This is a genomic window from Tsuneonella deserti, assembly GCF_014644315.1.
GTDB classification, from domain to species: domain Bacteria; phylum Pseudomonadota; class Alphaproteobacteria; order Sphingomonadales; family Sphingomonadaceae; genus Tsuneonella; species Tsuneonella deserti.
The window spans coordinates 1,697,504-1,721,477 of record NZ_BMKL01000001.1 but is presented as its reverse complement, the minus strand read 5'-3'; the positions used below and the strand labels follow the sequence as shown (position 1 = coordinate 1,721,477).

The following is a 23,974-nucleotide window of genomic DNA, read 5'->3' as shown; positions in this document are numbered from 1 at the left end:
AAAGGCGGTCCCGGGTCAAGGGCGGCTTGCTTGCCGCTCGTTTGCCGCACGGCTAGGCGCACAGCTCAATGGAATACGTCTCGACACGCGGCTCGCAGGGGGCATCGATCGATTTCGAGGGCGCAACCCTCGCGGGACTGGCGAGCGACGGCGGGCTGTACGTCCCGCGCGAATGGCCGCGGCTTACCGGCACCGAAATCGCCGCCATGCGGGGACTGCCATATCCCGAACTGGCCGCAAGGGTCATGGAGCCGTTCGTTGGCGACAGCCTCGCTCCCGATCGTCTTCGCGCGCTGTGCGAGGAAGCATATGGCCGGTTCGCGCACGCCGCGGTCACTCCACTGGTCCAGCTCGACGAGCGTCATTGGCTGCTAGAACTGTTCCACGGCCCCACCCTGGCGTTCAAGGACGTCGCGCTGCAACTGCTCGGTCTCCTGTTCGAGGAGTTCCTCGGTCGCAACGGGGGCAAGCTGACGATCGTCGGAGCGACCAGCGGCGACACCGGAAGCGCCGCGATCGACGCGGTTGCCGGGCGTGAGGGCGTGGAGATTTTCATGCTCCACCCGCACGGGCGGATCAGTGACGTCCAGCGCCGGCAGATGACCAGCGTGCTTGCGCCCAACGTCCACAACATCGCCATCGACGGCTCGTTCGACGACGCCCAGGCGTTCGTGAAGCGGATGTTCGGCGATCCGGAGCTGACCGGACGCTTCCACATCGGCGCGGTCAATTCCATCAACTGGGCGCGGCTGATGGCGCAGGTGGTCTACTACTTCGCCGCCGCGCTCCAGCTGGGAGCGCCGGACCGCCGCGTCGCGTTCAGCGTGCCGACCGGCAATTTCGGCGATGTCTTCGCCGGCTACGTGGCGCATCGCATGGGGCTCCCGATAGAGCAGCTGATCGTCGCCACCAACGTCAACGACATCCTCCATCGCGCGCTGTCGCAAGGCGATTACTCCGCTGCCGCAGTCACACCAACCGCCGCGCCCAGCATGGACATCCAGGTCAGCTCCAACTTCGAGCGGCTGCTGTACGATGCGGGCGGCCGAAACGCTGCCGCGCTGGCGGACCAGATGCGCCAGTTCGAGGCGAGCAAGGCGACCCGCCTCACCAACTCCCAGCGTGAAAGCATCGCGGCGCTATTCACCAGTGCGCGGGCGGAGCCTGCGGACATGACCGCCGCGATGCGCTGGGCGCGCGAGGCGTGTGGCGAGCTGATCGATCCCCATAGCGCGATCGCGCTCCATGCCGCGCGGGCGAGCGATCTTTCTGCCGACGTCCCGATCGTCACGTTGGCAACCGCACACCCCGCGAAGTTCCGCGATGCGGTCGAACGGGCGACCGGCCAGCGCCCGTCCTTGCCTGCGCGCATCGGCGACCTTTTTGCGCGCGAAGAGCGCTATGCCGAGCTGCCGGGCGATTATGCCGCCGTGCGTGACTTCATCGCTGCCCGCGCGACCCCGGCCCGCTGATGGCCGAATTGTGCGAACAGCCGCTGGTCATGGCCGGCGAGCCGTGGGCCGACTACGGGCTGGTCGATAGCGGCGAAGGGCGCAAGCTCGAGCGCTACGGGCGCTTTCGCTTCATCAGGCCGGAGCCACAGGCCATGTGGACCCCGCGCGCGAGTGACTGGTCGGCAGACGGAGAGTTCGTTCCCGGGTCGGACGAGGATGGCGGCGGGCGCTGGCAGTTCGCGCAACCCGTCCCGGCCGAAGGCTGGCCGCTCGCGTGGGAGGACGTGCGCTTCACCGCCCAGTGCACTCCATTCCGGCACCTCGGATTCTTTCCCGACATGGCGCCTGTGTGGCGCTGGATGCGAGCCCAACTGGCGGGAAAGACGGGTGCGCAAACGCTCAACCTGTTCGGCTATACCGGCGTGGGATCGCTCGCGCTGTCCGCATGCGGCCCGGTCACGCACGTCGACGCGAGCAAGAAGTCGGTGGCCCAGGCGCGCGAGAATGCCGCCCTGTCGGAAATGTCCGACCGTCCCGTCCGCTGGCTGATCGACGATGCGGCCAAGTTCGCGGCGCGCGAGGTGCGCCGCGGCAAGCGCTATGACGGGATTATCCTCGATCCGCCCAAGTTCGGACGCGGCCCGAATGGCGAGACCTGGCGCATCGAGGAGAACCTCGCGCCGCTCGTGGCCGATTGCCGCCGCCTGCTCGATGCCGACAGCCGCTTCCTGTTCCTGACCGTCTATGCCGTTCGCATGAGCAGCCTCGCGCTGGCGGGGCTGTTGGCCGAGCTGTTCGCCGACCTGCCCGGCACCATCGAGCACGGCGACCTGGCGGTGCGTGAGGAAGGCGAGGGTGGCCGCTTGTTACCTACGGCAATCTTCGCGCGCTGGTCCAATCCGGGCTAAGGGGCGCCGATGGACGATTCCCTGACCCTCCAGGTGGACGACATCGAAGTCGATGTGCTCACCGGCATCTATTCCGAGGAAACCGGCAAGCCGCAGCCGCTGCGCATCTCGGTCGCTGCGAAGATGAAGCCCGCCTACCGCTACGAGCCCGATACCGCGCTTTCCGCGAGCAAGAATTACATGGACCTGAAGTTCGCGGCGACCGAGGCCTTGACGCCCGGCCTGCACTTCAAGCTGATCGAATCGGTCGCCGACCATATCTGCGATACCCTGTTCGTGGGCGATCCCCGGGTGGAGGCCGTGACGGTCAAGATCGTCAAGCTGGCGATCGCGGAAGGCCGTGAGAAGATCGGCATGACCCTCACCCGCGAGCGGCGCTGATGGGTCACGCGGTCCTGCGGATCGACGCGCTGCCTGAACGTGCGATCGAGGCCGCGGCCGTTTTCTATCGCCATTGGTCGGCGAAAGTGCGCGCGATTCTGGAGGAGCCCCAGGCCTCGCTTACCATCGTGATGCCGCCTGCCCGGTATGACCATTCCGACTGGCGGCGATCGGCGGTTCGCGATCTTGCCCGGGCGTCCGCTCCGGCCAGGGTCAACCTGATCGCAAGCGCCGATGAGGACGCGATCGGATCGGCATTGACCTATCTGGAAAAGGCACCGGGAGTGACGGGGCAGTACCTTCCTCTCAGCGACGGTATCCTGCCCCCAGGCTAGCTGCCGACGCGCGAGCGGAGCCGGGCCAGCACCTCGTCCTCCTGCCGCACCATCCCCTCCACGGCGTCGCGAGCGGATCCGATCGCGTCTCGCGGACCAGCCTCCACCGTCGAATCAACCCACAATGCATCGAGCTCGGCCAGAGAGACAGCGACCCGGCTGCGCAGCGAATCGAGATCGGCGAGCGCGACCTGGGCGCTCGCCCAACTGTCGCTGCCGGTTCCGCCTGCCGCTCCGGCCAGCCTCGTCGCCGCGGGGGCGGCGGCATTGAACTGCGCATGGAGTGAAGCGGCGTCCCGCTGAAGCTGTGCCAGGCGCGCCACAAGGTCTGCGCTCGGCGCCGGAGGTGGCGACGGAATCACTTCTGGCGTATCGGGTTCGAAAAGCCCCCCCACGCGCTCCGCCGGTCGCTGGGCGAGCGAGGGATAGTCGCCCGAGCTTGCGCAAGCGGAAACGGTCATGGCGAGAGCAATGGCGAAAGGGCGGCGGTCGATACTCACGCGCAGGTCATTAGCACGGCAGGCGGGAACGGGAACCCAGCTTGCCGCTTGCGGGCGCTGGAGGGCGAACGGGGCGTTGACTTGGCCCAGTCTTTCCCTTAACGGCGCTCATCTTTCCGGGGCCTTTGCGGGCTACCCGGTCTCGTCGCCTTGTCATGGGCGGCCACACACATAAGTGGAAGTGAACCTACCATGTTCGCAGTAGTGCGCACGGGCGGCAAGCAATACCGGGTTGCCGCCGGAGACAAGATCGCGGTCGAGAAGCTGGCGGGCGACGCCGGTGAAACCATCACGCTGGGTGACGTCCTCGTCGCCGGTGAAGGTGAGAACCTGGCCGATGCGGCCAAGGTCGTCGTCTCGGCCGAAATCATCGCCCAGGCGAAGAGCGAAAAGGTCGTCGTCTTCAAGAAGCGCCGCCGGCACAACTACCGCCGCAAGGCCGGTCACCGCCAGCAGATGACCTTGCTGCGCATCGTCTCGGTCGGCGATTCGAAGGCCGCGCCGAAGTCTGCCGCGAAGGCGGAAGCCGCTCCCAAGGCCGATCATTCCGCGCAGGCCGACGAGCCGGCCAAGGGTGTCGACACCAAGAAGGCTGCCAAGCCGAAGGCCGAAGCGCCGATGAAGGACACCGGCACTGCGGGCGACGGCATGGTCGACGCTCCTGCCAAGAAGAAGCCGGCTGCCAAGAAGGCCGCCGCTCCGAAGACCGACAGCGAATAAGAGTAGGACGAAACAATGGCACATAAGAAAGCAGGCGGTTCGTCCCGCAATGGCCGCGATTCCGCGGGCCGTCGCCTCGGCGTCAAGAAGTTCGGCAGCCAGGAAGTGATTCCGGGCAACATCATCGTGCGCCAGCGCGGGACCAAGTTCTATCCCGGCACCGGCGTCGGCATGGGCAAGGATCACACGCTCTTCGCGCTGACCGAAGGACGCGTGCGATTCCACTCGGGCAAGCTCGGCCGCAAATACGTGTCGGTCGACATGATGGCCCAAGCCGCGGAATAACCGGACGGACCGATAACGGGGCCGTCCACGGGATGGCCCCCCGCCGGGACTTCAGTTCCGGCTCGTAGAGGGAGATGGGGCCAGCCCGAGCAATCGGGAGGCTCGTCTCCCTCTTGTCGTATCTCCCTCGTGCAACAGGTGCCCGCGCAGAGGCGCCGCAACGAGAGTGTCACGCGGATGCCGTAGCGGGCGCCGCAGGGCCGGAGGAGAAGGCGATCGTGTTCCATCGTACGAAGAGGCTGTTCCTGCGGCCGGCATGGCCCGAGGACTGGGAGGCCGTGCTTGGCGGAATCGCGGACGAAGACGTCGTGCGCAATCTCGCCCGGGTGCCGTGGCCCTATGGGCCCGAAGAGGCGCGGGCGTTCGTTTCACGTGGGCAAGACCTGGGCTACCCCAGCTTTCTCTTGATCCGGCCGGAAGACGGTCGCGCGATTGGCTGCGCGGGACTGGGAGACCGCGACGGCGATGCGGAGCTCGGTTACTGGATCGCGCGTCCGTTCTGGGGCCTCGGCTATGCGACCGAAGCTGGCGGCGGGGTGCTCGAGATCGCCAGGTTGATCGGCCACCGGCGGCTGAGCGCGGGGCACTTTCTGGACAACCCGGCTTCGGGGCGCGTGCTTCGCAAGCTCGGCTTCGTCGCCACCGGAAAGGTCTGTCCGCGGTTCAGCTGCGCGCGCGGCAGCGAAGCCGTTGCTGCCGAATACTCCATCGATCTCGATGCCGCTTCCGTGGCCCCAACGCAGGCCGCCGCCTGAAAAAGAAAAGCGCCGCTCCGTCAGATCCGGGGCGGCGCTTTCATTTCGTTGGAGCCGCTTCAGGCCGGCAGTAGCGCGTCGGCGAATTCGCCCTCGTGCTTGGCGATCAGGTCGCGGTCGTCGTGGTTCCAAGGATGGAAGCCCGGCAGGAAGAACGCCAGCCATTGCCCCGCGATGCGGGTGAGGAAACCGGGCCGGACCAGCAGGTAGGCCCAGATCCTTGCCTTCCATTTCCAGCCGGTCAGACCGTCCTGCGCGAGGAGGTCCTGCACGTCCGTCACACGGTTGAAGATGAACCGGCGGGTCACCACCGTCATCATGAGGCTCTTGACCTTCCAGCGCCGCCAGCGGGACCAGTCGCGCGTCGCGTGGAGCCACGTGTCGTAGGCTACGCCCTTGTGCTCGATCTCCTCGATCGAGTGCCAGCGCCAGATATCTCCCAGATCGCCTTCCGCTCCGGCCAGGTGCGCCGGATTCTTAAGCAACTGCTGGCCCAGCATCGCCGTGAAATGCTCGAGCGCCATCGTGGCGGCGAGGTTGAGGATCGGCGGGCGTCCCTTGGTCAATGCGAGCATCTCGCCAACCCGCCGGTCGATGAAGCTCACGTCATACCCGCTCGCCTCCGCCAGCTTGTTGAGCACGATATGCTCGCGGGTGTGGTTGATCTCCTGCTTCACGAAAGCACGGATTTCGCGTTCCAGCCGGGGGCTTGCGCCTTCGCGGAAGGCCTTCACCGATTCGATGAAGAACGCCTCGCCGCGGGGGAACGTCGCACTCAGCGCATTGAACCACGCGGTCGCGACGGGATCGCCGCCGAGCCACCAGCGCTTGGCGGCGGCGCCGCGCAAAAAGCGCCGGTCGCGCACGACGATATCAAGATCATCAGGCGTGGCGGTGGGAGAGGGAAGATCGAATTTTGCGGGCGCGTTCAAGAGATCGGACTCCTTCGTGTTGCAATGGAAAATGCGCGTTACTGACACTAATGTCAATAAGGAACCGATTGCCCTGCGTGGGCTCGCGCTTTAGGCAGCGGTTCTCAATGAACACTCGCAAGCGTCTGAGCCCTGAAGAATCGCGCACCGCTGCTCTGGTGGCCGCGCGCATCCTGCTGATCGAGACCGGGCCGCAGTCTGTTACTCTCAAGGCTGTCGCTGCGCGGATCGGGCGGACGCATGCAAACCTGCTGCACCACTTCGGATCGGCGTCCGGATTGCAGAAGGCGCTGGCCAAGCACCTGGCTGAGACCGTCTGCGAGACGATCAAGGACGCGGTGCGCGCCAGCCGGGCGGGGCTGGGTTCGCCGCGCGAGGTGGTGGACCTGACTTTCGATGCTTTCGACCGCGAAGGGGCGGGTGCGCTGGCGAGCTGGATGCTGGTCAGTGGCAACGAGGACGCGCTCGACCCAATTGTCGAGACGATCCATCAGCTGGTGGACGAGATTGCTCCCGACGAAGCCTCGCACGGGCAAAGCCCACGCCGGCTGCACGAAGATACGTTGACCCTGGTGCTTCTCGCCTTGGGTGACGCCCTGATGGGCCGCGCGCTCGCCCGTTCGCTCGGCTTGCCCGAGACGTCGGCCCGCGACCGGGCGGAGCAGCTTCTAGTCAGCTCGCTCGCACGCCCGGCGGAACCGCAAGCCCAGGCCTAGAACCGGCCCGGCGCCTCACGCTCGCCGGTGTTTGCGTCCTGCGGCCGGATCAGTTCCCGTTTCGGCGCGACCGACAACGCACGCTGGCCCTCGGCGGACGTGGTGGCGGAACATGCCCGTCCCGCAAGGAAGTCCAGCGCGGCCTTGATCGCCCCTTCGTCCGGATCTCCCAGTTGGTGCGTCAGATCGTCGGGCGCGGCGCAGGTATTGGGGAAAACGCTGGCCAGGCCGGTGTAATAGTCCCCCTGGTGATTGGCATTTTCGGTGCGGAACGCGACAACGCGCATCCGGTCGTCGCACTCGGGCTTGTCGAGCGCGATCTGGCCGACCGGCTTCCCGTAGGTATTCGAGCCGATGAGCGCGGTGTTGGCACCCAGGTAGGGAATGAAGGAATTGGCCAGCAATTCGCTCGCTGAAGCGGTGCCGGAAAAGCCGATAAATGCGATCTTGGTTGCGGCTATAGCCTGAGGCTGCGCCGCAAAGGTCCTGGTGGAATTGTTGGCTGCCTTGCTGTCGCGGAAGGTCGTGTAGCTGAACACCTTGCCGACCTTGTCTGCGCCCAGCAGGTCCCCGAACAGCTCGGACACGCGGACAAGGCCTCCACCGTTGTAGCGCAAGTCGACGATCACCTCGGTCACGCCCTGCGCCTTGAACCCGGCGATGGCGTCGCGCAGGTCGCTCTCGGCGGTGTCGATGAAAGTCCGCAGGTTGATGTAGCCGACCTTCTTGCCCCCATCGTCGATTATGCGCGCGCCGTAACGGTCCGACACCGGATCGAGCGAGTACTCGGTCTTGGATAGGAGGATGTCGCTCACCACTCCGGCCCGGCTGATCCTGAGGACCCGAGTGGTGCCCACGCTCGAAGGTCCGAGTGCGTTGACGACCGCTTGCGCTCCGCCGTTCTGCATCAGGGATGCGACGGTCTGCAGGTTGCTTGACGAGGTGCCGATGGCGATGATTTCCGCCCCGCGATCGATCCCCGCGGCGAGGGCGGAGGTGCCTTCGAACGTCTCCACCACGAACACCCGGTTTTGCCCGGTGTCGTAGCTCAGGCGAAAGCCGAAACCGGCGCTCGATCCGGAACCATAGAACGCTTCCTCGTCGGCGATCGAGGTGATGTAGGTGAAATAGCGATCCTTCGCCTGGGCGCGAGCCGGGGCAACCAGCGCATCGATGTAGGCCTGGACCGTGCTGTAATTCGCCTTGTTGACCGAGTTGTTGACCAGGTCCGGGAAGAGGTACCACTCATCGATCACCGACTTGGCGAAATCCTGCCGGGCGGACAGCGAGCAGGACGCGGTTGTCGCTGTCGGAGTGGGCGCGGTTCCTCCCCCGATGGACCCGCCCGAGTTGCCCCCGCCGCCGCCGCCACCGCAGGCAGCGAGCGTTCCAGCCAATGCGATTGCGAGCGAAGTGCGACCCATGCCCATGCTGTTCAGTCCCCGGAATCGCCCGCCGGCTCGATTGCCGGACGCGATTCTTCCCACCAAAGCCGGATGATAGTGCCAAATCAGCGTATTTCCGAACCGAAATAGCGACAAACCACCGTCGCGCCTGTCGAAAACTTGTCCTCGGGGCGAACTGCCCCTCGCCGTTGCCCGAGCTTGCGCCTAGGCTCGCCGGCGGAAGAGGGCGCTTTACACCTGCCTGCCGCCAGCGGCGGTACAGGTGGAACGGCGGTTCCCTGTTCGACTAGCTTATTCGCATAGCCTAGCAGGAAAGGACCTAAATCATGGCTGGCAAGAACAATGCACTGCAGAAGCCCGTCAACCTGACCCCCGATCTCGAGGCGGTCTGCGGCAAGGGTCCGCTGACCCGCGCCCAGGTGACTTCGAAGGTGTGGGACTACATCAAGAAGAACGGCCTGCAGGACACCGCCGACAAGCGCATGATCAACCCGGACGAGACGCTGGGCAAGGTCACCGGCAAGGACCAGATCTCGATGTTCAAGATGACCGGTGCCGTTTCCAAGCACATGAGCTGATTGCCGCGGAGCCTCGCCGGATTATCCGGCGGGGCTTCGGGCCCGGCGGGCGAGCGGCCAGTCGGTCGCTTCGCCCGCCCACAGCGCCAGCCAGACGATCAGCGGCTGCGCAAGCAGCCGGGGCACGTGATAGCCCAGGCCCAGGCCATGATCCGCCCGCGCCATGTCGAGCACCATGTGGTGGAAGTTCGCCGGCCAGACGCACAGCGCGTATAGCGCCAGCCCCCATGCCGCGGCCTGGCGCAGGTCTTTGGACCAGATTTGGAGCAGCGCAGCGGCCCCAAGCAGTTCGGCGATCCCGGTCAGTGCGACAACTGTTTCGGGTGACGGCACCCACTCGGGAACAATCTTCACGAAAGGTGCGGGTTTGGCGAGGTGCAGCGCTCCCGCTGCGAGATACGCGGTCCCGAGAAACCAGCGAGCAAGGCCGCGAATCAAGGGCCCTCGTTCCACACCGAGCGGTCTGGAAGCGATACTTCGCCTTCGTCTTCTCCATCCCAGTAATGGATGCGGGTCGCCCTGACTTTCAACATGACGGCGCCGGGGGTGTCGATCCCCTGCGGGAACCAGCGATCGAGCGACTTGTCCCAGTGCTCCGCGAAGCGGGTCTTGTCGCGGATCACCTCAGCCTTGCCTTCGACATGGATGAACTGGCCGGGGGCGCCGAGAATTCCCTTGAGCCCCGCGCTGCCGAGATATGTCAGGCCCACGTTGGCGTCGCGTTCGATGTCCGCGACCATTTGCCGGTCCTGGTAAGTGAAGAACCAGGCGTCGCCATCGTATTCGACTTCGCTGTTGTTGCTCATCGGACGCGCGCCGATCGTGCCGCCGGGTGAGTGCGTGGCGAGTGTGCAGAAGTCGATCGACTTCATCGCCTCCGAGATGTCGGCCAGGGTCTTCGTCATGCGGAATTTCTCCTTCAAGAGATGAAACCTCGCACGACCACCCGGTTCCAGTGGCACGATCGGATCGCCCGCCCTATCACCCTTGCGATGACGATCCGCACAGGCATCGGCGGCTGGACCTACCCCGCCTGGCGGGGCGGCACTTTCTATCCCAAAGGGCTGCGCCAGGCAGACGAGCAGGCGTTTGCGACGCGCGCCGTCGCCGCCATCGAGATCAACGCCACGTTCTACCGGCTGCAGAAGCCGGAGAATTTCGCTGCCTGGCGAGAAGTCGCGCCGCCCGGCTTCGTCTTCAGCCTGAAAGGCTCGCGCTACATCACCAACCGCAAGGTCCTCGTCACGGCTGATCAGGCGCTCCCGCGATTTCTCGAGCAGGGGTTCGTGGAACTTGGTGACAAGCTGGGCCCGATCGTATGGCAGCTTGCGGTCGGGAAGAGGTTCGAGCCCGATGACGTGCGCGGCTTCTTCGCGCTTCTGCCGCGCACGCACGCCGGGTTGCCGCTTCGCCATGCCGTCGAGGTGGGGCACGAAAGCTTTGCCTGCGAGGAATTCGTCGAACTGGCACGCGCGGCGCGAGTGGCCATCGTCTATTCCGAAGACGAGGATCGCACGCCGATCGGCGACCGCACGGCGGACTTCAGCTACATGCGGCTCCAGCGCCTGCACAGCGATTGCGCAACTGGCTACGCGCCTCGCGACCTCGATCGTCTCGCGCGGGTCTGCCGCGCCTGGCACGAAGGAAAGGTCGTGCGGGAATTGCCGCACGCCGGCGATCCCGCGAATAGCGAAGGCTGTGCGGGCGACGTCTTCGCCATGATGATCAACGGCGCGAAGGAGCGGGCCCCGGCCGCGGCCATCGCGCTTGCCGGACGAATTGGGGAAACCGGATGAAGTTCATGCCATTCGCGTTGGCCGCCCTGTTCTTGGCGGGCGTCGCTCACGCCGCTCCCAGTCCCCAAAGGGTTGCCGAAGCGGCGCTCAAGGCCGCGCCCGTTTGGGACGGGCACAACGATGTGCCCGAGCAACTGCGCGAGCGATACCGAAACGTCATCGCCGATCTCGACTTCGCAGAAACCAGCGGGACCGCCGATGCCTCTACCGGCAAGGGGGCCATGCACACCGACCTCGCGCGCATCGCGAAAGGGCGCCTCGACGGGCAGTTCTGGTCCGTTTACGTCGACGCGGGCCTTTCCGAGCAACAGGCCGTCCAGGCGACGCTCGAGCAGATCGACGTGATGAAGCGGATCATTGCGCGCCATCCCGCGCGAATGGAGTTCGTGACGACCGCAGACGGTGCCGAGCGTGCGATGAAGGCGGGCAGGGTGGCTTCGCTGATCGGGATGGAAGGCGGGCACTCGATCGGGTCCAGCCTGGGCGTGTTGCGCCAGATGTACGCGCTTGGCGCGCGTTACATGACGCTCACTCATTCGAGGAATACTCCGTGGGCCGACAGCGCCACCGATGCTCCCGCACATGACGGTCTGACTGCGTTCGGCCGCGACGTCGTGCGCGAGATGAACCGCATCGGGATGCTGGTCGACCTCAGCCACACCAGCGAGGCGACGATGCTGGACGCGCTCGATGTGGCGAAGGCGCCGGTAATCTTCAGCCACTCCGGCGCACGCGCGATCGACGGCCACCCCCGCAATGTGCCGGACAGCGTGCTTGCCAAAGCTGAAGGATAACGGCGGGATCGTCATGGCAGTGGGTTTTCCGACGTTCCTCAGCGAAAAGCGTCGTCAGTGGAGCGCCGAGCAGGCGGCGGAGGAAGCTCGCCTCAAGTCGCTTTGGCCCGGCGACCCGGCAACGGTGGCAGGAGAATTCGCCAAGTGGAACGCCAGCCACCCGGAGGTAAGGGCGACGGTTGCCGACTGGGCGGATCACATCGATCATCTCAGGCAGGTCGCCGGCATCGATCACATCGGGCTGGGCGGTGATTACGACGGGATGGAGACCGGTCCAGTCGGCGCCGAAGACGTGTCCGGGTATCCCGTGCTGTTCACCGAGCTGGCGCGGCGCGGCTACGGCCGGGCCGATCTGGAAAAGATTTCAAGTCGTAACATCGCCAGGGTTCTTCGCAGTGCCGAGGCCTACTCGGCAGCGCACAGGTTCGATCCGCCGATCGAGAGTGCGACCGCGTTCTAGGCGGTTTCGACCCGTCAAAGCATGCAGAGCGTGGCCCGGTCGCGCTCGCCAGCGAAAAACGTCTCGAGCGCAATGGAGAACGGTTCTTTGCTTTCGGACGCGCGCTCGAACAGCGTGAGCGAACTCCTGAGCTTCATCGCGTCGGTATTGCCGAAGATCGCTTCGGCCGAACGGCGGTTACCCCAGCGCAGGACCGTGCCAGTGCATTCTACGATCCGTGAACCGAGAACCGGGTGGCCAAGGTATGCTCGCGCTTCGGCAAGGTCGGCGATGGCATAGTTGGCCGCCATCTCGCTGCGGCCCAGGCCGGCGAGCTGCGGAAAGACGAACCACATCCAGTGGCTCCGCTTTCTCCCTGCTCCCAGTTCCTCAAGCGCGCGCTCGTAAACCCCGCCCGATTGGGCGAGCAGGAAGCGTTCCAGTGGAGAGTTGCGGGATCCGGGCGGATCTCCCGCCCCCATGGCCTCAGTTGTCCGATTTCTTGTCGGGCAGGCCCTTGCGTTTCGTCTCGGCGATATCCTCCAACTCGTTCTCGCTCATCGACTTGTACATGCCCTTGGATGCGCCCTGCAGGTCCTTGACCTTCGTGTCTCCGCGCTTGGCGGACAGGGCGGCTCCGGCTGCCTTCTGCTGTGCTTTCGACTTGGCTGGCATGGTGCAAGTTCTCCTAAGCCCCCTCCAACTCCGATCCGAGCTTGAGAACTCGATCGCCGTCCGCCTGCTCGACAAGGTACGCGGGATCCTCGTTCGATCCGTTGCGGACGATCTTCGATCCCTTGATCGTGCGCTGGACGCGCCGATCGAACCGCTCGACGATCTTGCCGGAGGCCTTGCTTCCGCTCCATTGCCAGCGAACTTGCTGGCCCTTGCGAAAGCTGGACTCCGGCATCATTATTGCGCGTCGGGCTTCGGATCGCCCGCGGGAGCGTCACCGGGAGTGGAGGAAGCGGCTGGGGCCGGATCTTGGGCGGAGTTCGAAGATTGCGTTGGGCCCGCCTGTTCGCCGAAGGCTGGCGGTCGCGGCTCGCCATCGCGCTGGCTTGCCTGGCTCTCCTGGTCCGCCATCTCACGGCTGACATTGACCTGGCTGTCGGGGCCGTCGTCCTGCGACAGCGCGCCGCCGAACACGATGATGGCAAAGGCGAGCACGATGAGGACAAGGCCAACGCCCAGCACCCAGCGGACCACCCCTTCGCGCGACGCGCCGGTCGCCTCCGTCGCCGTTGCGTGAATTTCGTCGCCCCGCTGTTCCATTTAACCGGTTCCCTTGTTCCTTCCGGTTCTACGGTTGGCGGGGCGGGGGGTTCCTAGTCGCGGAGCAGCTCGTTTATGCCGGTCTTGGCGCGGGTCTGCGCATCGACCGTCTTGACGATCACCGCGCAGTAGAGACTGGGGCCGGTGCTTCCGTCGGGCAGCGGCTTTCCGGGAAGCGCGCCCGGGACGACCACCGCGTAAGGCGGCACCTTGCCCATGTGCACCTCTCCCGTCGCCCGATCGACGATCTTGGTCGAGGCGCCAAGATAGACGCCCATCGAAAGGACCGCGCCTTCGCCGACGCGCACGCCCTCGGCGACTTCCGAGCGCGCGCCGATGAACGCGCCGTCACCGATAATCACCGGATCTGCCTGTAAGGGTTCCAGCACCCCCCCGATGCCCGCACCGCCGGAAATGTGCACCCCCGCGCCGATCTGGGCGCAGCTGCCGACGGTCGCCCAGGTATCGACCATCGTGTTTTCACCGACATAGGCGCCGATGTTTACAAAGCTCGGCATCAGGACGGCTCCGCGTCCGATGTGGGCCCCGCGCCGGACCACCGCGCCCGGCACCACCCGGAAGCCTGCCTCGCGGAACCGGTTCTCGCCCCAGCCGGCAAACTTGGAGGGAACCTTGTCGAACGCGGGCGCGCCGCCGCTGCCGCCGTCGATCACCGCGTTGTCGTTCAGGCGGAAGCTCAACAGCACGGCCTTCTTCAACCACTGGTTGACCTGCCAGCCGCCATTTCCATCCGGCTGCGCAACCCGGGCGCGGCCGCTGTCCAGAAGCTCCAGCGCCTGTTCGACCGACGAGCGGATCGCGGCGCTCGCCGGGGTGACGCTGGCGCGGTCTTCCCACGCTTGATCGATGGCGGCTTCAAGGTCGGCGGTCATGGTTCAGGCTCCCGTTAGGTCGGTGGCGGGCTACCCGTGGCAAACCCCGCGGGCAAGCCGCCAGTGACGGGGCGGGCGCGCTTCCTGCTCTTCTGCCGAACAGGACGTTCACCCGAGGGTTATGCGTTCCCTGATATGACCGCCAGCTCACTTCGGGGACGCAACCGACATGACCACCCGCTTGTGCCGCGCGCCGCGGCTGCATCTTGGCTGCGCACTAGGCGCGCTTGCAATGCTGTCCGCATGCGGAGGCGGGAGCGGTGGTGGCGGCGGAGTGATCAGCGCGCCTCCTCCGGCGCCCACCCCTGCTCCCACGCCGACGCCCACGCCGGCTCCCCCTCCGGCGCCGACGACTTCCACCGCGACATTCGACACGGCCGAGTACAGGCGCTCCGATGGCCCCGAGTTCCACAATGCGACGGCTGCGTGGACGCGCGGAGTGACCGGCGCCGGCGCAAAGATCGCAGTGATCGATACCGGGATCGATACCGACAGCCCCGAGTTCGCCGGCCGCATCGATGGCGCCAGCCGCGACGTGGCAGGAAACGGCACCGTGGAAGCGGTCGACGATCACGGTACGCAGGTCGCGATGACGGCCGCAGCGGCACGCGACAATACCGGCATCGTCGGCATTGCCTATGGCGCGAAGATCATCGCGCTTCGGGCCGATACGCCGGGAAGCTGCGCCGGTACAGACGGTTGTTCCTTCAGCGACCGCAACATCGCCACGGGTATCGATCGCGCGGTGAGCGCCGGCGCGACCGTCATCAACCTCAGCCTTGGTGGCGATTCGCCAAGCAGCGCGCTGCTGGACTCGGTCAAGCGCGCCACTGCGGCGGGCGTGGTGATCATCGTATCAGCGGGTAACGAAGGCGACGGCAGCGATCCCGATGTGGATCCGAACCAGCCGAACCCGTTTGCCGCCGGCGTGCGCAATGCCGGGGGTGCGAACGTGATCATCGCCGGGTCGGTCAACGAGTCCGGTCAGTTCTCCGCCTTCAGCAACCGGGCCGGTTCCCAGGCGCAGTACTTCCTCTCCGCGCTGGGTGAGCGTGTGTGCTGCGTGTACAAGGACGGCAAGCTCTACACGGAGACCACCTCCAGCGGCACTTTCGTGACCCTCGTATCCGGCACGAGCTTTTCGGCGCCGCAGATTTCCGGTGCCGTGGCCTTGCTGAAGCAGGCGTTTCCCAACCTGACCGGCGCGCAGATGGTCGAGCTGCTGCTGATCAGCGCCCGCGATGCGGGGGCCGCGGGAACGGATACCACGTACGGCCGCGGCATTCTCGACATCGCCAACGCCTTCGCGCCCAAGGGCACCACCACGCTTGCCGGCAGCACGACCGCGGTGCCGCTGGGCGACACGACGGCTGTCACTTCGAGTCCGATGGGCGACGCCACGGCCGGCACAGCCTTGAGCGCGGTGGTGCTCGACAAGTATGCGCGCGCTTACGATTACGACATGGGATCGGGACTTCGCGGCGCCAGCGTGCAGCCCAAGCTGCTGGGCGCGGTCGATGCCGGGTCCCGCCAGGTGGCTGCGGTCGGACCCGCGCTGTCCATGGCGTTCACTCTCACTGACGGATCTCACGGTCAGTCGCAATGGATCGCGCCGCTGCGCCTTTCGCGCGAGGATGCGCAGATAGCGCGGGTTCTTGCCGGCCGCGTGGCGCTGAAGATCGCGCCGGACCAGCAGATCGGCTTTGCCTTCCGCGAGCGGGCCGAAGGTCTGGTCGCGCAGTTGCAGGGGCAGGACCGGCCAGCGTTCCTGATCGCCGGCGATGCCCGCGCGGACAAAGGCTTTGCCGAAGGCGGAGACCTGTCGGTCGCCTACCGGCGGCAACTCGGCAAGTGGGGCCTGACCGCCAGCAGCGAACAGGGCAAGGCCTGGCTCGGCAACCTGCAGATCCAGGACGGGCGCTTCGACCGGAAGCGCGAGGCACGGGGGCTGAGCAGCTTCTCGCTCGCCGCGGATCGGCGCTTTGGCGATGTCGATACTGCGGTCGGGCTGACCTGGCTCAGCGAACAACGGACCGTCCTCGGCGCGTATTTCAGCGATGCCTTCGGCGGGGGCGGGGCGGACACGCTGTTCCTCGATGCCAATGCCGCATGGCGGATGGGCGACGGTTGGCGGCTGGGCGGCGCGGTGCGGCAGGGCTGGACCCGGGCGGACCGCGTGGGCGCGGTGGCCGCGGGATCGAACTTCGTCAGCCGCGGCTGGTCGGCAGACCTGACCAAGCAGGGGGTGACGAGCCGCTTCGACAGCCTCGGCCTGCGGGTATCCCAACCACTGCGAGTCGAATCCGGCGGCCTCAATCTGCTGCTGCCGGTGGGCTACGACTACGCGACTCTGGCCACGACCTATGGCACCAGGCCGCTAGCTCTGACGCCGCAGGGACGCGAAATCGACACCGAACTGGCATGGCATGGTCCGATGCTGGGCGGCGATGCTTCGGCAAGCCTTTATTACCGGACCGATCCCGGGAACATTGCCAGCATGCCCGACGACAAGGGCGTGGCGGTAAAGTGGGCAAAGCGGTTCTAGCCCGCCGCGCCCGCTTTCCTCGCAAATTCCCACGCTTTGTCGGCGAGCGGCGCGACGCGGTCGGACTGCGCTTTTGCGTGGGCTGAACTCGCCGTGCCGTCGATCACCCGCTTCTTGATGCCCTGCAGGATGCCTGCGAGGCGGAAGAAGTTGTAGGCGAAGAACCAGTTCATGTCCGGGACTTCCGTGCGTCCGGTGGCCGCGCAATAGCGTTCGACGACTTCTTCGAGCTCGGGAATCCCGAGGGCCTTGCGGTCGAGGTCCATCACCCCCGAACGGCCGCCGTTCTCGGTCACGTACATCATGCACAGGTAGGTGAAATCCGACATGGGATCGCCCAGCGTCGATAGCTCCCAGTCCAGAACCGCGAGCACTTCGGGCCGATCTTTCGCAAAGATCATGTTGTCGATGCGGTAATCGCCGTGGACCACGCTGGTCCGCGTCTGTTCGGGGAGGGTGGCCGGAAGGTATTCGATGAGCTTTTCCATCGAGGGCAGCGTTTCGGTCTCCGAGAGCCGGTACTGTTTCGTCCACCTATCGACCTGGCGCCCGAAGTAGTTGCCCGGCTTGCCGAAATCCGAAAGGCCCGCGGCCTCGATGTCGGTATTGTGCAGCTTGGCGAGGGTATCGACCATCGCGTTGTAAACCGCGCGCCGCTCGTCGGAAGAAGCACCCGGCATGGCGCCGTCCCAGATGGTCCGGCCATCGACCATGTCCATCACGTAGAACCACGATCCGACGACCGCATCGTCGGTGCAGAGGCCGAACTGGCGGGCGACCGGGAAGCCGGTCTTGTACAGGCCCGACTGGACCTTGAACTCGCGATCGACGGCATGCGCGCTCGGCAGCAGGGGGCCGAACGGCTTGCGGCGCAGGACGTAGCTCTTGCTGGGCGTCGAGAGCTTGTAAGTCGGGTTCGACTGCCCGCCCTTGAACTTGCCCTGCGTCAGCGGACCTTCGAAGCCCTCGACGTTGGCTTCCATCCACTCGGTCAGGCGGCCCTCGTCGAGGTGATCGGCTTCGCTCGGCTCAACCGTGCCGGTGAAAGCAGCGGTTGCGTCCGCGATTTCCGGGCTGGGCGTGCTCATTGGTCGAACACGATAACGCTGCGTGCGCTATCGGCCTGCTTCATCTTCTCGAACCCTTCGTTGACCGCGGTCAGCGGGATCCGTTCAGCGATGATGGTGTCCAGATCGAGCAGTCCGCGCATGTAGAAATCAACGAGGCGAGGCAGGTCCACCGGGAACCGGTTGTTGCCCATGATCGCGCCCTGCAGCTTCTTGCCCGAGAGCAGATCCATCGCGGACAGCCCAACCTTGCAGTCCAATGGCATCATGCCGAGAATCGTAGCGGTACCGCCGCGGCGCAGGACCTTGGTGGCAAGCTCTGCCGAAGCGGGGCGGCCGACCGCCTCGATCGCATGGTCGACGCCGCCGCGGCTGATCTCGACCACCTGTTCGACGGCGGTGTCAGCCAGGGCATCCACGGCGTGGGTCGCGCCCAGCACCTTTGCGAGTTCGCGCTTGGCGGGGACCGGGTCGCACGCGATGATCATCCCAGCGCCGGCGATCCTGGCCGCGTTGATCGCCGCAAGGCCGACGCCGCCGCAGCCGATCACCGCCACCGTCTCTCCCGGAACCAGCTTGGCTGCATTGAACACCGCGCCCGCGCCGGTCGTCACCGCGCAGCCGATTACCGCGGCACGGTCGAGCGGCATTTCCGGATCGATGCGCACGCAGGCGTGCTCGTGGATCAGCATCTGCTCGGCAAACGCCGACAGGTTGAGCATCTGGTTGACCATGCTGCCGTCGGGACGGGTGATGCGCGGCGGTTCGCGCTGCGCCCGGCGAGTCTCGGCGCCGAGGCACAGCGACATGCGCCCGGTGACGCAGAATTCGCAGTGCCCGCAGAAGGCCGAGAGGCACGAAACCACGTGGTCGCCTGGCTTAACCGTGCGCACTTCGCTTCCCACCGCCTCGACGATGCCCGCCGCTTCATGACCCGGTACCGCGGGGAGGGCGTGGGGATAGCTGCCTTCGATGAAGTGGAGGTCCGAATGGCACAGACCGCAGGCGGCGGTGCGGATCAGCACTTCATGCGGGCCCGGCTTGGAGATCGACAGCTCCTCGATTTCGAGCGGCTGCTTGGGCTGGATCAGTACGGCGGCTTTCATGCGGGTCTCTCCGGTCCGCCTTGTTGGGCGGTTCCTGTGCTTGAACTGGTGGGAGGGCGGCTGGCGCCCTCCCGATGCTGATCGATCAGCGGGTTACCGCGAGGTCTCCCGAGCTGAATTCGGGCTCACCCGTCGGGCCGATGTTCGGCGCGTGACGGGCGAACTCGATGCGGGCGATGGCGCGCGCGTGCACCTCGTCCGGCCCGTCAGCTAGGCGTAGCGTGCGCTGGTGGGCGTAAGCGTTGGCGAGGCCGAAATCGTCCGAGACGCCGCCAGCACCGTGGGCCTGGATGGCATCGTCGATGATCTTGAGCGCCATGTTCGGCGCCTGCACCTTAATCATCGCGATCTCCTGCGCCGCGGCCTTGTTGCCAACCTTGTCCATCATGTCGGCCGCCTTGAGGCAGAGCAGGCGGGTCATCTCGATGTCGATCCGCGCACGGGCAACTCGCTCTTCCCAAACGGAATGCTGATAGATCGGCTTGCCGAACGCCTCGCGCGTCTGGAGACGCTTGCACATTTTCTCCAGCGCTTCTTCCGCAACCCCGATCGTCCGCATGCAGTGATGAATGCGGCCCGGCCCGAGGCGACCCTGTGCGATCTCGAACCCGCGCCCTTCGCCCAGGATCATGTTCTCGACCGGGACGCGCACGTCCTTGAGCACGATTTCCATGTGGCCGTGCGGGCTGTCGTCATAGCCGAACACCGGCAGGAAGCGCTTGATGTGCACGCCCTCGGCATCGAGCGGGACGATGATCTGCGATTGCTGCTGGTGGCGCTTGGCCTCGAAATCGGTCTTGCCCATGACGATCGCGACCTTGCAGCGCGGATCCCCGGCGCCGCTCGACCACCACTTCGTGCCGTTGATGACGTAGTGTTCGCCATCGCGCACCATGCGGGTTTCGATGTTGGTTGCATCGGACGAGGCGACCTGCGGCTCGGTCATCAGGAAGGCGCTGCGGATTTCGCCCTCCATCAGGGGCTTCAGCCACTCGTCCTTCTGTTCGCGCGTGCCGTAGCGGTGGAACACTTCCATGTTGCCGGTGTCAGGTGCCGAGCAATTGAAGACTTCGCTCGACCAGCCCACGCGGCCCATTTCCTCGGCGCACAGCGCGTATTCGAGGTTGGTGAGGCCGGGCCCGTCGAATTCGAAGGTATCGTCAACGTGCGGGCGGCCGCTCTGCGGCGGCATGAACAGGTTCCAGATGCCCTGCGCCTTGGCGCGCGCCTTTTCCTCTTCGAGGACCGGGTTCACGCCCCAGCGGTCGTTTTCGTGCGCCGCGCGGTATTCCTCCGTGCGCGGGCGGACATGGCTGTCGATGAAGTGGCGCACGCGGTCGCGCCAGTGCTTCTGCCGTTCGGTCGGTTCGAAATCCATCGTCAGTCCTTCCTTGCAATCGATTCATTGGTGGCAGAGCAGCGCGGTCCCGCCAAGAGAGCTTTTGTTGTCACGGATGGTGGCCGATCGCATCCGGATCGGCCCGCGCCGCCTCGCCCAGCAGGGCGAGCCGGGCCTCATGTCCCTCGCGCGTGATCGGGAACCGGCGAACGATCAGCACAAGCACCAGTGCCAAGATGAAGACGCAGGCGGCATAGGCCATCGCCATGGTGTCGATGATGTTGGGCGCGACCTCGCCCGGCCTCGCGCCGTTCGGCATGCCGGACATGCTCAGCAGCAATCCCGTGATGAAGATGCCGAGGCCGGTAGAGCATTTCGATGCGAAAAAGGCGCCAGCGGCGAAAGTCCCCTCCGAACGGCGCCCGGTCTGTTCCTGCGACGCTTCCACCACGTCGGCCACCATCGATGACAGCGCGATGCTGGTGATGACGCTGAACATGTTGGAGAAGAAAGTCGCCGCGAACATCAGGGTGAGCGACGGGGTCGACCCGTCCGGCCACCACAGGCCGAAATGGCGCAAGGTCAGCGGGGTGACCCAGAACACCATGCCGAGCACCGCGGTGACCATCGCGGTCTCCCGCTTGCCGAAACGGGCCTGGAGCGGGCCCACCAACAGGAAGCTGCCGACCACGCTGGCGAACAGCAGCAAGGGGTAAAGCTGCAGCGCCAGAGGGGGAAAACGCCACACGAACAGGTAGAGGTAATTCGAGATCGAGAAGGTGATTCCCTGGCTCGTTATCCCGGCGGCGATGGCGAACATCAGCACGACGAAAGCCGGATGGCTGAGGCTCTCGCGAATCTCGCCGAATGCTCCCGTGATGCCCGGTCGGGCGGGGGCCTTCGCCTCTGGACGGACCGCCACCCACTTGTGCTGTCCTCGGGCCGACAGCAGCACCGTGGCAAGAATCAGGATCGCGCCGGCGATGCCGTATTGCTGATACCCCTCACGCGCGAGCATCGCCTTGGGCAGGAACACGCCATAGGCCAGCAGCAGCATGAGCAAGCCGCCGCCCCAGGCGAAGAGGTAGCGCAGCCGGGTGAGGCGGGTGCGCTCGTCATAATCGCGCGTGATCTCCGCCACCAGCGCCGCGGAAGGCACCTCGCAGAATGCCACCGAAGCGCGCACGGCAATGGCCGAAAGCAGCAGCACCGGGAAGCTGGCGGCACCGACGGGTGACCATAGCAGCACCCAGAATCCCGCGAGGAAGAAAGGCGCGACGTAAAGATAGGGCAGGCGGCGGCCCCAGCGGGTGTTCGTCCGGTCGCTGATGTGACCGACGACGGGATCGATCAGCCCGTCGAACACCAGGGCGATCAGCAGCGCCAGGCTGACGAGGCGTGCGTCCATCCCCAGTACCTGGTTGTAGAACAACAGCAGGAAGGTCGAAAAACCGTTGTCCTTGATGCCGTAACCGACGCTGCCGAGCCCGTTGGCAAGCGCCAGCCGCGTCGGGACGCGGCCCTGTACGGGGATCATGCGCCCGCCTGTGCCGCAGCCTGCTCTTCCATCGCCTGAAGTGCGCCCATCATTCCCGGCTCTTCCGGATCCCAGGTATGGCGGGAACCGACGGTGAGACCGCCATCCACCAGTAGCGAGGCGCCGTTGACGAAGCTGCCCGCCTCGCTGGCGAGATAGGCGCACGCTTCCGCGATGTCGCGCGGCTGTCCGCCGCGTTTCACCGGCTGGGCGTTGGACGACATCTGCGCGATCATCGCCTTGGCGGTCGCCTTGCTCTCCTCGGGAATCTCGAGCGAGGTGGTGAAGATGTTCGTATTGATGAAGCCCGGCTGGATCGCGTTCACGCGAATCCCGTGCGGCGCGAGGTCGGCGGCGGCGCACTTGGTCAGGTGCAGCACCGCGCCCTTGGCCACGGCGTAGGCGGTGGGCGAGTAGCCCGGGCCGGTCGCGGCCACGCTCGAGGTGTTGACGATGGAGGCATTGGGCCGCCCCTTCATGTGCGGCACGGCATAGCGAATGCCGAACGCGACCGAGCGCAGCAGCAGGTCGAACGTGCGGTCCCAATCGTCCGGTTCGATCTCGTCGATCTTGGGGCGCGCCCCGCCGGCACCGGCGTTGTTGAAGACCACGTCGATACCGCCGGTCTCGGAACCGGCGCGGTCCATCAGGGCCTTGATCGCCTCGGTCGAGCAGACGTCGCAGTGCTGGAAACGGATATCGCCCACGCCCTCCTCGATGAGCGCGGTCACGCCCGCCTCGTCGATGTCTGCCGCGTAGACGATCGCGCCTTCGCGGGCGAACAGACGGGCGCTTTCTGCGCCGATACCCGATGCCGCGCCGGTGACGACGACGGTCTTGCCTGAGAATCGCATGGCCTCTCCCGAGCCTTTTTGGTTTCGCGGTAGGTTAAGCCGCTGCACCGCTTCGTCAACGGTGCATCGGCTTACCTTACGGCATCCTAGTAGATGCGGTATGCTCCAAATCGACCCTTGCCCCGGCAAGTGAATCGGCCTTACGTGTGCGTCAACGAGAGGAGACTGCCCTATGGCCGATCTGGACGCCTTCCGCGCCGAAACGCGCGCGTGGCTCGAAGCGAACTGCCCCCCCGAGATGCGCCAGCCAGTGCGCGACGACGATGACGTCTATTGGGGTGGGCGCAACGCGACCTTCAAGAACGATGCGCAAAGGGCGTGGTTCGAAGCCTGCCGCGACAAGGGATACACCGTCCCCGCCTGGCCGAAGGAATATGGCGGCGCGGGCCTTACCCCGCCCGAGGCGAAAGTGCTGCGCGAGGAAATGGCCCGCATCGGCGCCCGTCCGCCGCTTTCAAGCTTCGGCATCTGGATGCTGGGCCCGGCGCTGCTGCACTTTGGCACCGAACAGCAGAAGCTTCACTTCCTGAACCAGATCGCGCGCGGCGAAATCCGCTGGTGCCAGGGGTATTCGGAACCGGGGTCGGGCTCCGACCTGGTCAGCCTGCAGACCTTTGGCGAGGACAAGGGCGACCACTGGATCGTCAACGGCCAGAAGATCTGGACCAGCTACGCCGACAAGGCCGACTGGATTTTCTGCCTCGTCCGCACCGACAAGGCGAACAAGTACCAGGGCATCACCTTCATGCTCTTCGACATGGAGAGCACCGGTGTCGCGACGAAGCCGATCCTCCTCATCAGCGGCAACAGCCCGTTCTGCGAGACCTTCTTCGACGACGTGAAGGTGCCCAAGTCATACGGCGACGGCATTCCGGCCTATGTGGGCGAGATCAATCGCGGGTGGGACGTCGCCAAGTACCTGCTCGGCCACGAGCGCGAGATGATTTCCGGCGCCGACAGCTCCGAACGCGGCGCAGGCATCGGCGCGACCCTGACCCGCCAGGCCGGAGGCGAACTCGACCCGGTCCTGCGTGCCGAGCTCGCGATGTTCGATGTCGATGCGCTGGCCTTCAGCGCGATGGGCGAGAAGTTCCTCGACGAGGTCAAGGTGGGCAAGGCGCACCCGGCCTATTCGAACATGATGAAATACGCCGGTACCGAGCTCAACAAGCGGCGGCATGAGCTGGTGATGTCCGCCGGCGGATCGACCGCGCTCGAATGGGACAGCGAGGAGACTCGCGGCGGCGCGGCCCCGCGCGCGTGGCTAAGGACAAAGGCCAACTCGATCGAAGGCGGCACGAGCGAAGTCATGCTCAACGTCGTCGCCAAGCGTATTCTCGAACTCCCGGGGGCCTGATC

General features: G+C 65.8%; 29 protein-coding genes. 14 read left to right on the top strand and 15 right to left on the bottom strand.

Translation table 11 applies throughout. The features are described 5' to 3' along the window. Positions 1–68: 68 nt before the first annotated feature. The 4 genes from thrC to IEW58_RS08300 are packed head-to-tail and all read left to right on the top strand — an operon-like array spanning position 69 to position 3,078. The gene (gene thrC / locus IEW58_RS08315; protein WP_188644688.1) at positions 69–1,472 is read left to right on the top strand and encodes a threonine synthase; all 1,404 of its coding nucleotides are present in this window, start codon (positions 69–71) and stop codon (positions 1,470–1,472) included. Continuing rightward, positions 1,472–2,362 carry a class I SAM-dependent methyltransferase gene (locus tag IEW58_RS08310; protein ID WP_188644687.1) on the top strand — a complete coding sequence of 297 codons (891 nt, stop codon included), beginning with the start codon at positions 1,472–1,474 and terminating at the stop codon, positions 2,360–2,362. Before thrC ends, IEW58_RS08310 begins: the two co-directional genes overlap by 1 nt. Before the next feature lie 9 nt (positions 2,363–2,371). Continuing rightward, the gene (locus IEW58_RS08305; protein WP_188644686.1) at positions 2,372–2,743 is read left to right on the top strand and encodes a dihydroneopterin aldolase; all 372 of its coding nucleotides are present in this window, start codon (positions 2,372–2,374) and stop codon (positions 2,741–2,743) included. After that, positions 2,743–3,078 (top strand): Rossmann fold domain-containing protein, encoded by a 336-nt coding sequence (locus tag IEW58_RS08300; protein WP_188644685.1) that lies wholly within the window; start codon positions 2,743–2,745, stop codon positions 3,076–3,078. Before IEW58_RS08305 ends, IEW58_RS08300 begins: the two co-directional genes overlap by 1 nt. On the opposite strand, the gene IEW58_RS08295 is transcribed toward IEW58_RS08300, so the two are convergent. Continuing rightward, a complete protein-coding gene (locus tag IEW58_RS08295; protein WP_188644684.1) occupies positions 3,075–3,578 on the bottom strand; it encodes a hypothetical protein in 504 nt (167 codons plus the stop codon). The two genes, IEW58_RS08300 and IEW58_RS08295, sit on opposite strands and share 4 nt — an antisense overlap. A 192-nt stretch (positions 3,579–3,770) precedes the next feature. Between IEW58_RS08295 and rplU the strand changes: the two genes are divergently transcribed. The 3 genes from rplU (at position 3,771) to IEW58_RS08280 (ending at position 5,338) form a co-directional block, all read left to right on the top strand. Next, positions 3,771–4,298, top strand: coding sequence for a 50S ribosomal protein L21 (gene rplU / locus IEW58_RS08290; RefSeq protein WP_188644683.1), 528 nt, complete (start codon positions 3,771–3,773; stop codon positions 4,296–4,298). A gap of 15 nt (positions 4,299–4,313) precedes the next feature. After that, complete coding sequence (gene rpmA / locus IEW58_RS08285; RefSeq protein WP_143252034.1) at positions 4,314–4,583, top strand: 50S ribosomal protein L27; 270 nt, start codon at positions 4,314–4,316, stop codon at positions 4,581–4,583. Between the two features lie 218 nt (positions 4,584–4,801). Continuing rightward, positions 4,802–5,338, top strand: a complete 537-nt coding sequence (locus IEW58_RS08280; RefSeq protein WP_188644682.1) for a GNAT family N-acetyltransferase — start codon at positions 4,802–4,804, stop codon at positions 5,336–5,338. Between the two features lie 59 nt (positions 5,339–5,397). Here IEW58_RS08280 and IEW58_RS08275 read toward each other — a convergent pair whose 3' ends face one another. After that, positions 5,398–6,270 (bottom strand): metal-dependent hydrolase, encoded by an 873-nt coding sequence (locus tag IEW58_RS08275; protein ID WP_188644681.1) that lies wholly within the window; start codon positions 6,268–6,270, stop codon positions 5,398–5,400. A gap of 107 nt (positions 6,271–6,377) precedes the next feature. Here IEW58_RS08275 and IEW58_RS08270 point away from each other — a divergent pair, with 107 nt between their 5' ends. After that, entirely contained in the window at positions 6,378–6,986 is a 609-nt protein-coding gene (locus IEW58_RS08270) for a TetR/AcrR family transcriptional regulator (RefSeq protein WP_188644680.1), read from the top strand. On the opposite strand, the gene IEW58_RS08265 is transcribed toward IEW58_RS08270, so the two are convergent. Next, positions 6,983–8,416 carry a S41 family peptidase gene (locus IEW58_RS08265; protein WP_188644679.1) on the bottom strand — a complete coding sequence of 478 codons (1,434 nt, stop codon included), beginning with the start codon at positions 8,414–8,416 and terminating at the stop codon, positions 6,983–6,985. The two genes, IEW58_RS08270 and IEW58_RS08265, sit on opposite strands and share 4 nt — an antisense overlap. Before the next feature lie 302 nt (positions 8,417–8,718). Here IEW58_RS08265 and IEW58_RS08260 point away from each other — a divergent pair, with 302 nt between their 5' ends. Beyond that, a complete protein-coding gene (locus IEW58_RS08260) occupies positions 8,719–8,970 on the top strand; it encodes an SWIB/MDM2 domain-containing protein (RefSeq protein WP_188644678.1) in 252 nt (83 codons plus the stop codon). Between the two features lie 21 nt (positions 8,971–8,991). Here IEW58_RS08260 and IEW58_RS08255 read toward each other — a convergent pair whose 3' ends face one another. Further along, the gene (locus IEW58_RS08255) at positions 8,992–9,423 is read right to left on the bottom strand and encodes a DoxX family protein (RefSeq protein WP_308419268.1); all 432 of its coding nucleotides are present in this window, start codon (positions 9,421–9,423) and stop codon (positions 8,992–8,994) included. Next, entirely contained in the window at positions 9,405–9,875 is a 471-nt protein-coding gene (locus IEW58_RS08250; protein WP_188644676.1) for a pyridoxamine 5'-phosphate oxidase family protein, read from the bottom strand. The genes IEW58_RS08255 and IEW58_RS08250 overlap by 19 nt, the downstream gene beginning before the upstream one ends. A gap of 21 nt (positions 9,876–9,896) precedes the next feature. Here IEW58_RS08250 and IEW58_RS08245 point away from each other — a divergent pair, with 21 nt between their 5' ends. From IEW58_RS08245 to IEW58_RS14015, 3 genes are read left to right on the top strand one after another with little or no spacing between them, the layout of a single operon-like run. Further along, positions 9,897–10,766, top strand: a complete 870-nt coding sequence (locus IEW58_RS08245) for a DUF72 domain-containing protein (protein WP_229658514.1) — start codon at positions 9,897–9,899, stop codon at positions 10,764–10,766. Between the two features lie 5 nt (positions 10,767–10,771). Further along, on the top strand, positions 10,772–11,560 hold the full coding sequence (locus IEW58_RS14020; protein ID WP_308419267.1) for a dipeptidase: 789 nt from the start codon (positions 10,772–10,774) through the stop codon (positions 11,558–11,560). Next, entirely contained in the window at positions 11,541–12,020 is a 480-nt protein-coding gene (locus IEW58_RS14015; protein ID WP_308419266.1) for a membrane dipeptidase, read from the top strand. The genes IEW58_RS14020 and IEW58_RS14015 overlap by 20 nt, the downstream gene beginning before the upstream one ends. 14 nt (positions 12,021–12,034) lie before the next feature. Here IEW58_RS14015 and IEW58_RS08235 read toward each other — a convergent pair whose 3' ends face one another. From IEW58_RS08235 to dapD, 5 genes are read right to left on the bottom strand one after another with little or no spacing between them, the layout of a single operon-like run. Further along, positions 12,035–12,481 carry a DUF1810 domain-containing protein gene (locus IEW58_RS08235; protein ID WP_188644675.1) on the bottom strand — a complete coding sequence of 149 codons (447 nt, stop codon included), beginning with the start codon at positions 12,479–12,481 and terminating at the stop codon, positions 12,035–12,037. 4 nt (positions 12,482–12,485) lie between these two features. Continuing rightward, on the bottom strand, positions 12,486–12,674 hold the full coding sequence (locus IEW58_RS08230) for a DUF3008 family protein (RefSeq protein ID WP_188644674.1): 189 nt from the start codon (positions 12,672–12,674) through the stop codon (positions 12,486–12,488). Positions 12,675–12,687: 13 nt separating this feature from the next. Beyond that, on the bottom strand, positions 12,688–12,912 hold the full coding sequence (locus tag IEW58_RS08225) for a hypervirulence associated TUDOR domain-containing protein (RefSeq protein ID WP_188644673.1): 225 nt from the start codon (positions 12,910–12,912) through the stop codon (positions 12,688–12,690). After that, positions 12,912–13,274, bottom strand: a complete 363-nt coding sequence (locus IEW58_RS08220) for a hypothetical protein (RefSeq protein ID WP_188644672.1) — start codon at positions 13,272–13,274, stop codon at positions 12,912–12,914. The genes IEW58_RS08225 and IEW58_RS08220 overlap by 1 nt, the downstream gene beginning before the upstream one ends. A 53-nt stretch (positions 13,275–13,327) precedes the next feature. After that, entirely contained in the window at positions 13,328–14,167 is an 840-nt protein-coding gene (gene dapD / locus IEW58_RS08215) for a 2,3,4,5-tetrahydropyridine-2,6-dicarboxylate N-succinyltransferase (protein WP_188644671.1), read from the bottom strand. Between the two features lie 169 nt (positions 14,168–14,336). Here dapD and IEW58_RS08210 point away from each other — a divergent pair, with 169 nt between their 5' ends. Beyond that, entirely contained in the window at positions 14,337–16,712 is a 2,376-nt protein-coding gene (locus tag IEW58_RS08210) for a S8 family peptidase (RefSeq protein ID WP_229658513.1), read from the top strand. On the opposite strand, the gene IEW58_RS08205 is transcribed toward IEW58_RS08210, so the two are convergent. The 5 genes from IEW58_RS08205 to IEW58_RS08185 form a co-directional block, all read right to left on the bottom strand. After that, positions 16,709–17,800: a phosphotransferase family protein gene (locus tag IEW58_RS08205; RefSeq protein ID WP_188644670.1), complete on the bottom strand. Its 1,092-nt coding sequence runs from the start codon at positions 17,798–17,800 to the stop codon at positions 16,709–16,711. The genes IEW58_RS08210 and IEW58_RS08205 overlap by 4 nt on opposite strands. Next, positions 17,797–18,885, bottom strand: a complete 1,089-nt coding sequence (locus tag IEW58_RS08200) for a Zn-dependent alcohol dehydrogenase (protein ID WP_188644669.1) — start codon at positions 18,883–18,885, stop codon at positions 17,797–17,799. Before IEW58_RS08200 ends, IEW58_RS08205 begins: the two co-directional genes overlap by 4 nt. 85 nt (positions 18,886–18,970) lie before the next feature. Beyond that, the gene (locus IEW58_RS08195; protein WP_188644668.1) at positions 18,971–20,263 is read right to left on the bottom strand and encodes an acyl-CoA dehydrogenase family protein; all 1,293 of its coding nucleotides are present in this window, start codon (positions 20,261–20,263) and stop codon (positions 18,971–18,973) included. A gap of 70 nt (positions 20,264–20,333) precedes the next feature. Continuing rightward, positions 20,334–21,761, bottom strand: coding sequence for an MFS transporter (locus IEW58_RS08190; RefSeq protein ID WP_188644667.1), 1,428 nt, complete (start codon positions 21,759–21,761; stop codon positions 20,334–20,336). Further along, entirely contained in the window at positions 21,758–22,615 is an 858-nt protein-coding gene (locus IEW58_RS08185; protein WP_188644666.1) for an SDR family NAD(P)-dependent oxidoreductase, read from the bottom strand. The genes IEW58_RS08190 and IEW58_RS08185 overlap by 4 nt, the downstream gene beginning before the upstream one ends. Positions 22,616–22,787: 172 nt before the next feature. Here IEW58_RS08185 and IEW58_RS08180 point away from each other — a divergent pair, with 172 nt between their 5' ends. Next, on the top strand, positions 22,788–23,972 hold the full coding sequence (locus IEW58_RS08180; protein WP_188644665.1) for an acyl-CoA dehydrogenase family protein: 1,185 nt from the start codon (positions 22,788–22,790) through the stop codon (positions 23,970–23,972). Positions 23,973–23,974 lie beyond the last annotated feature (2 nt).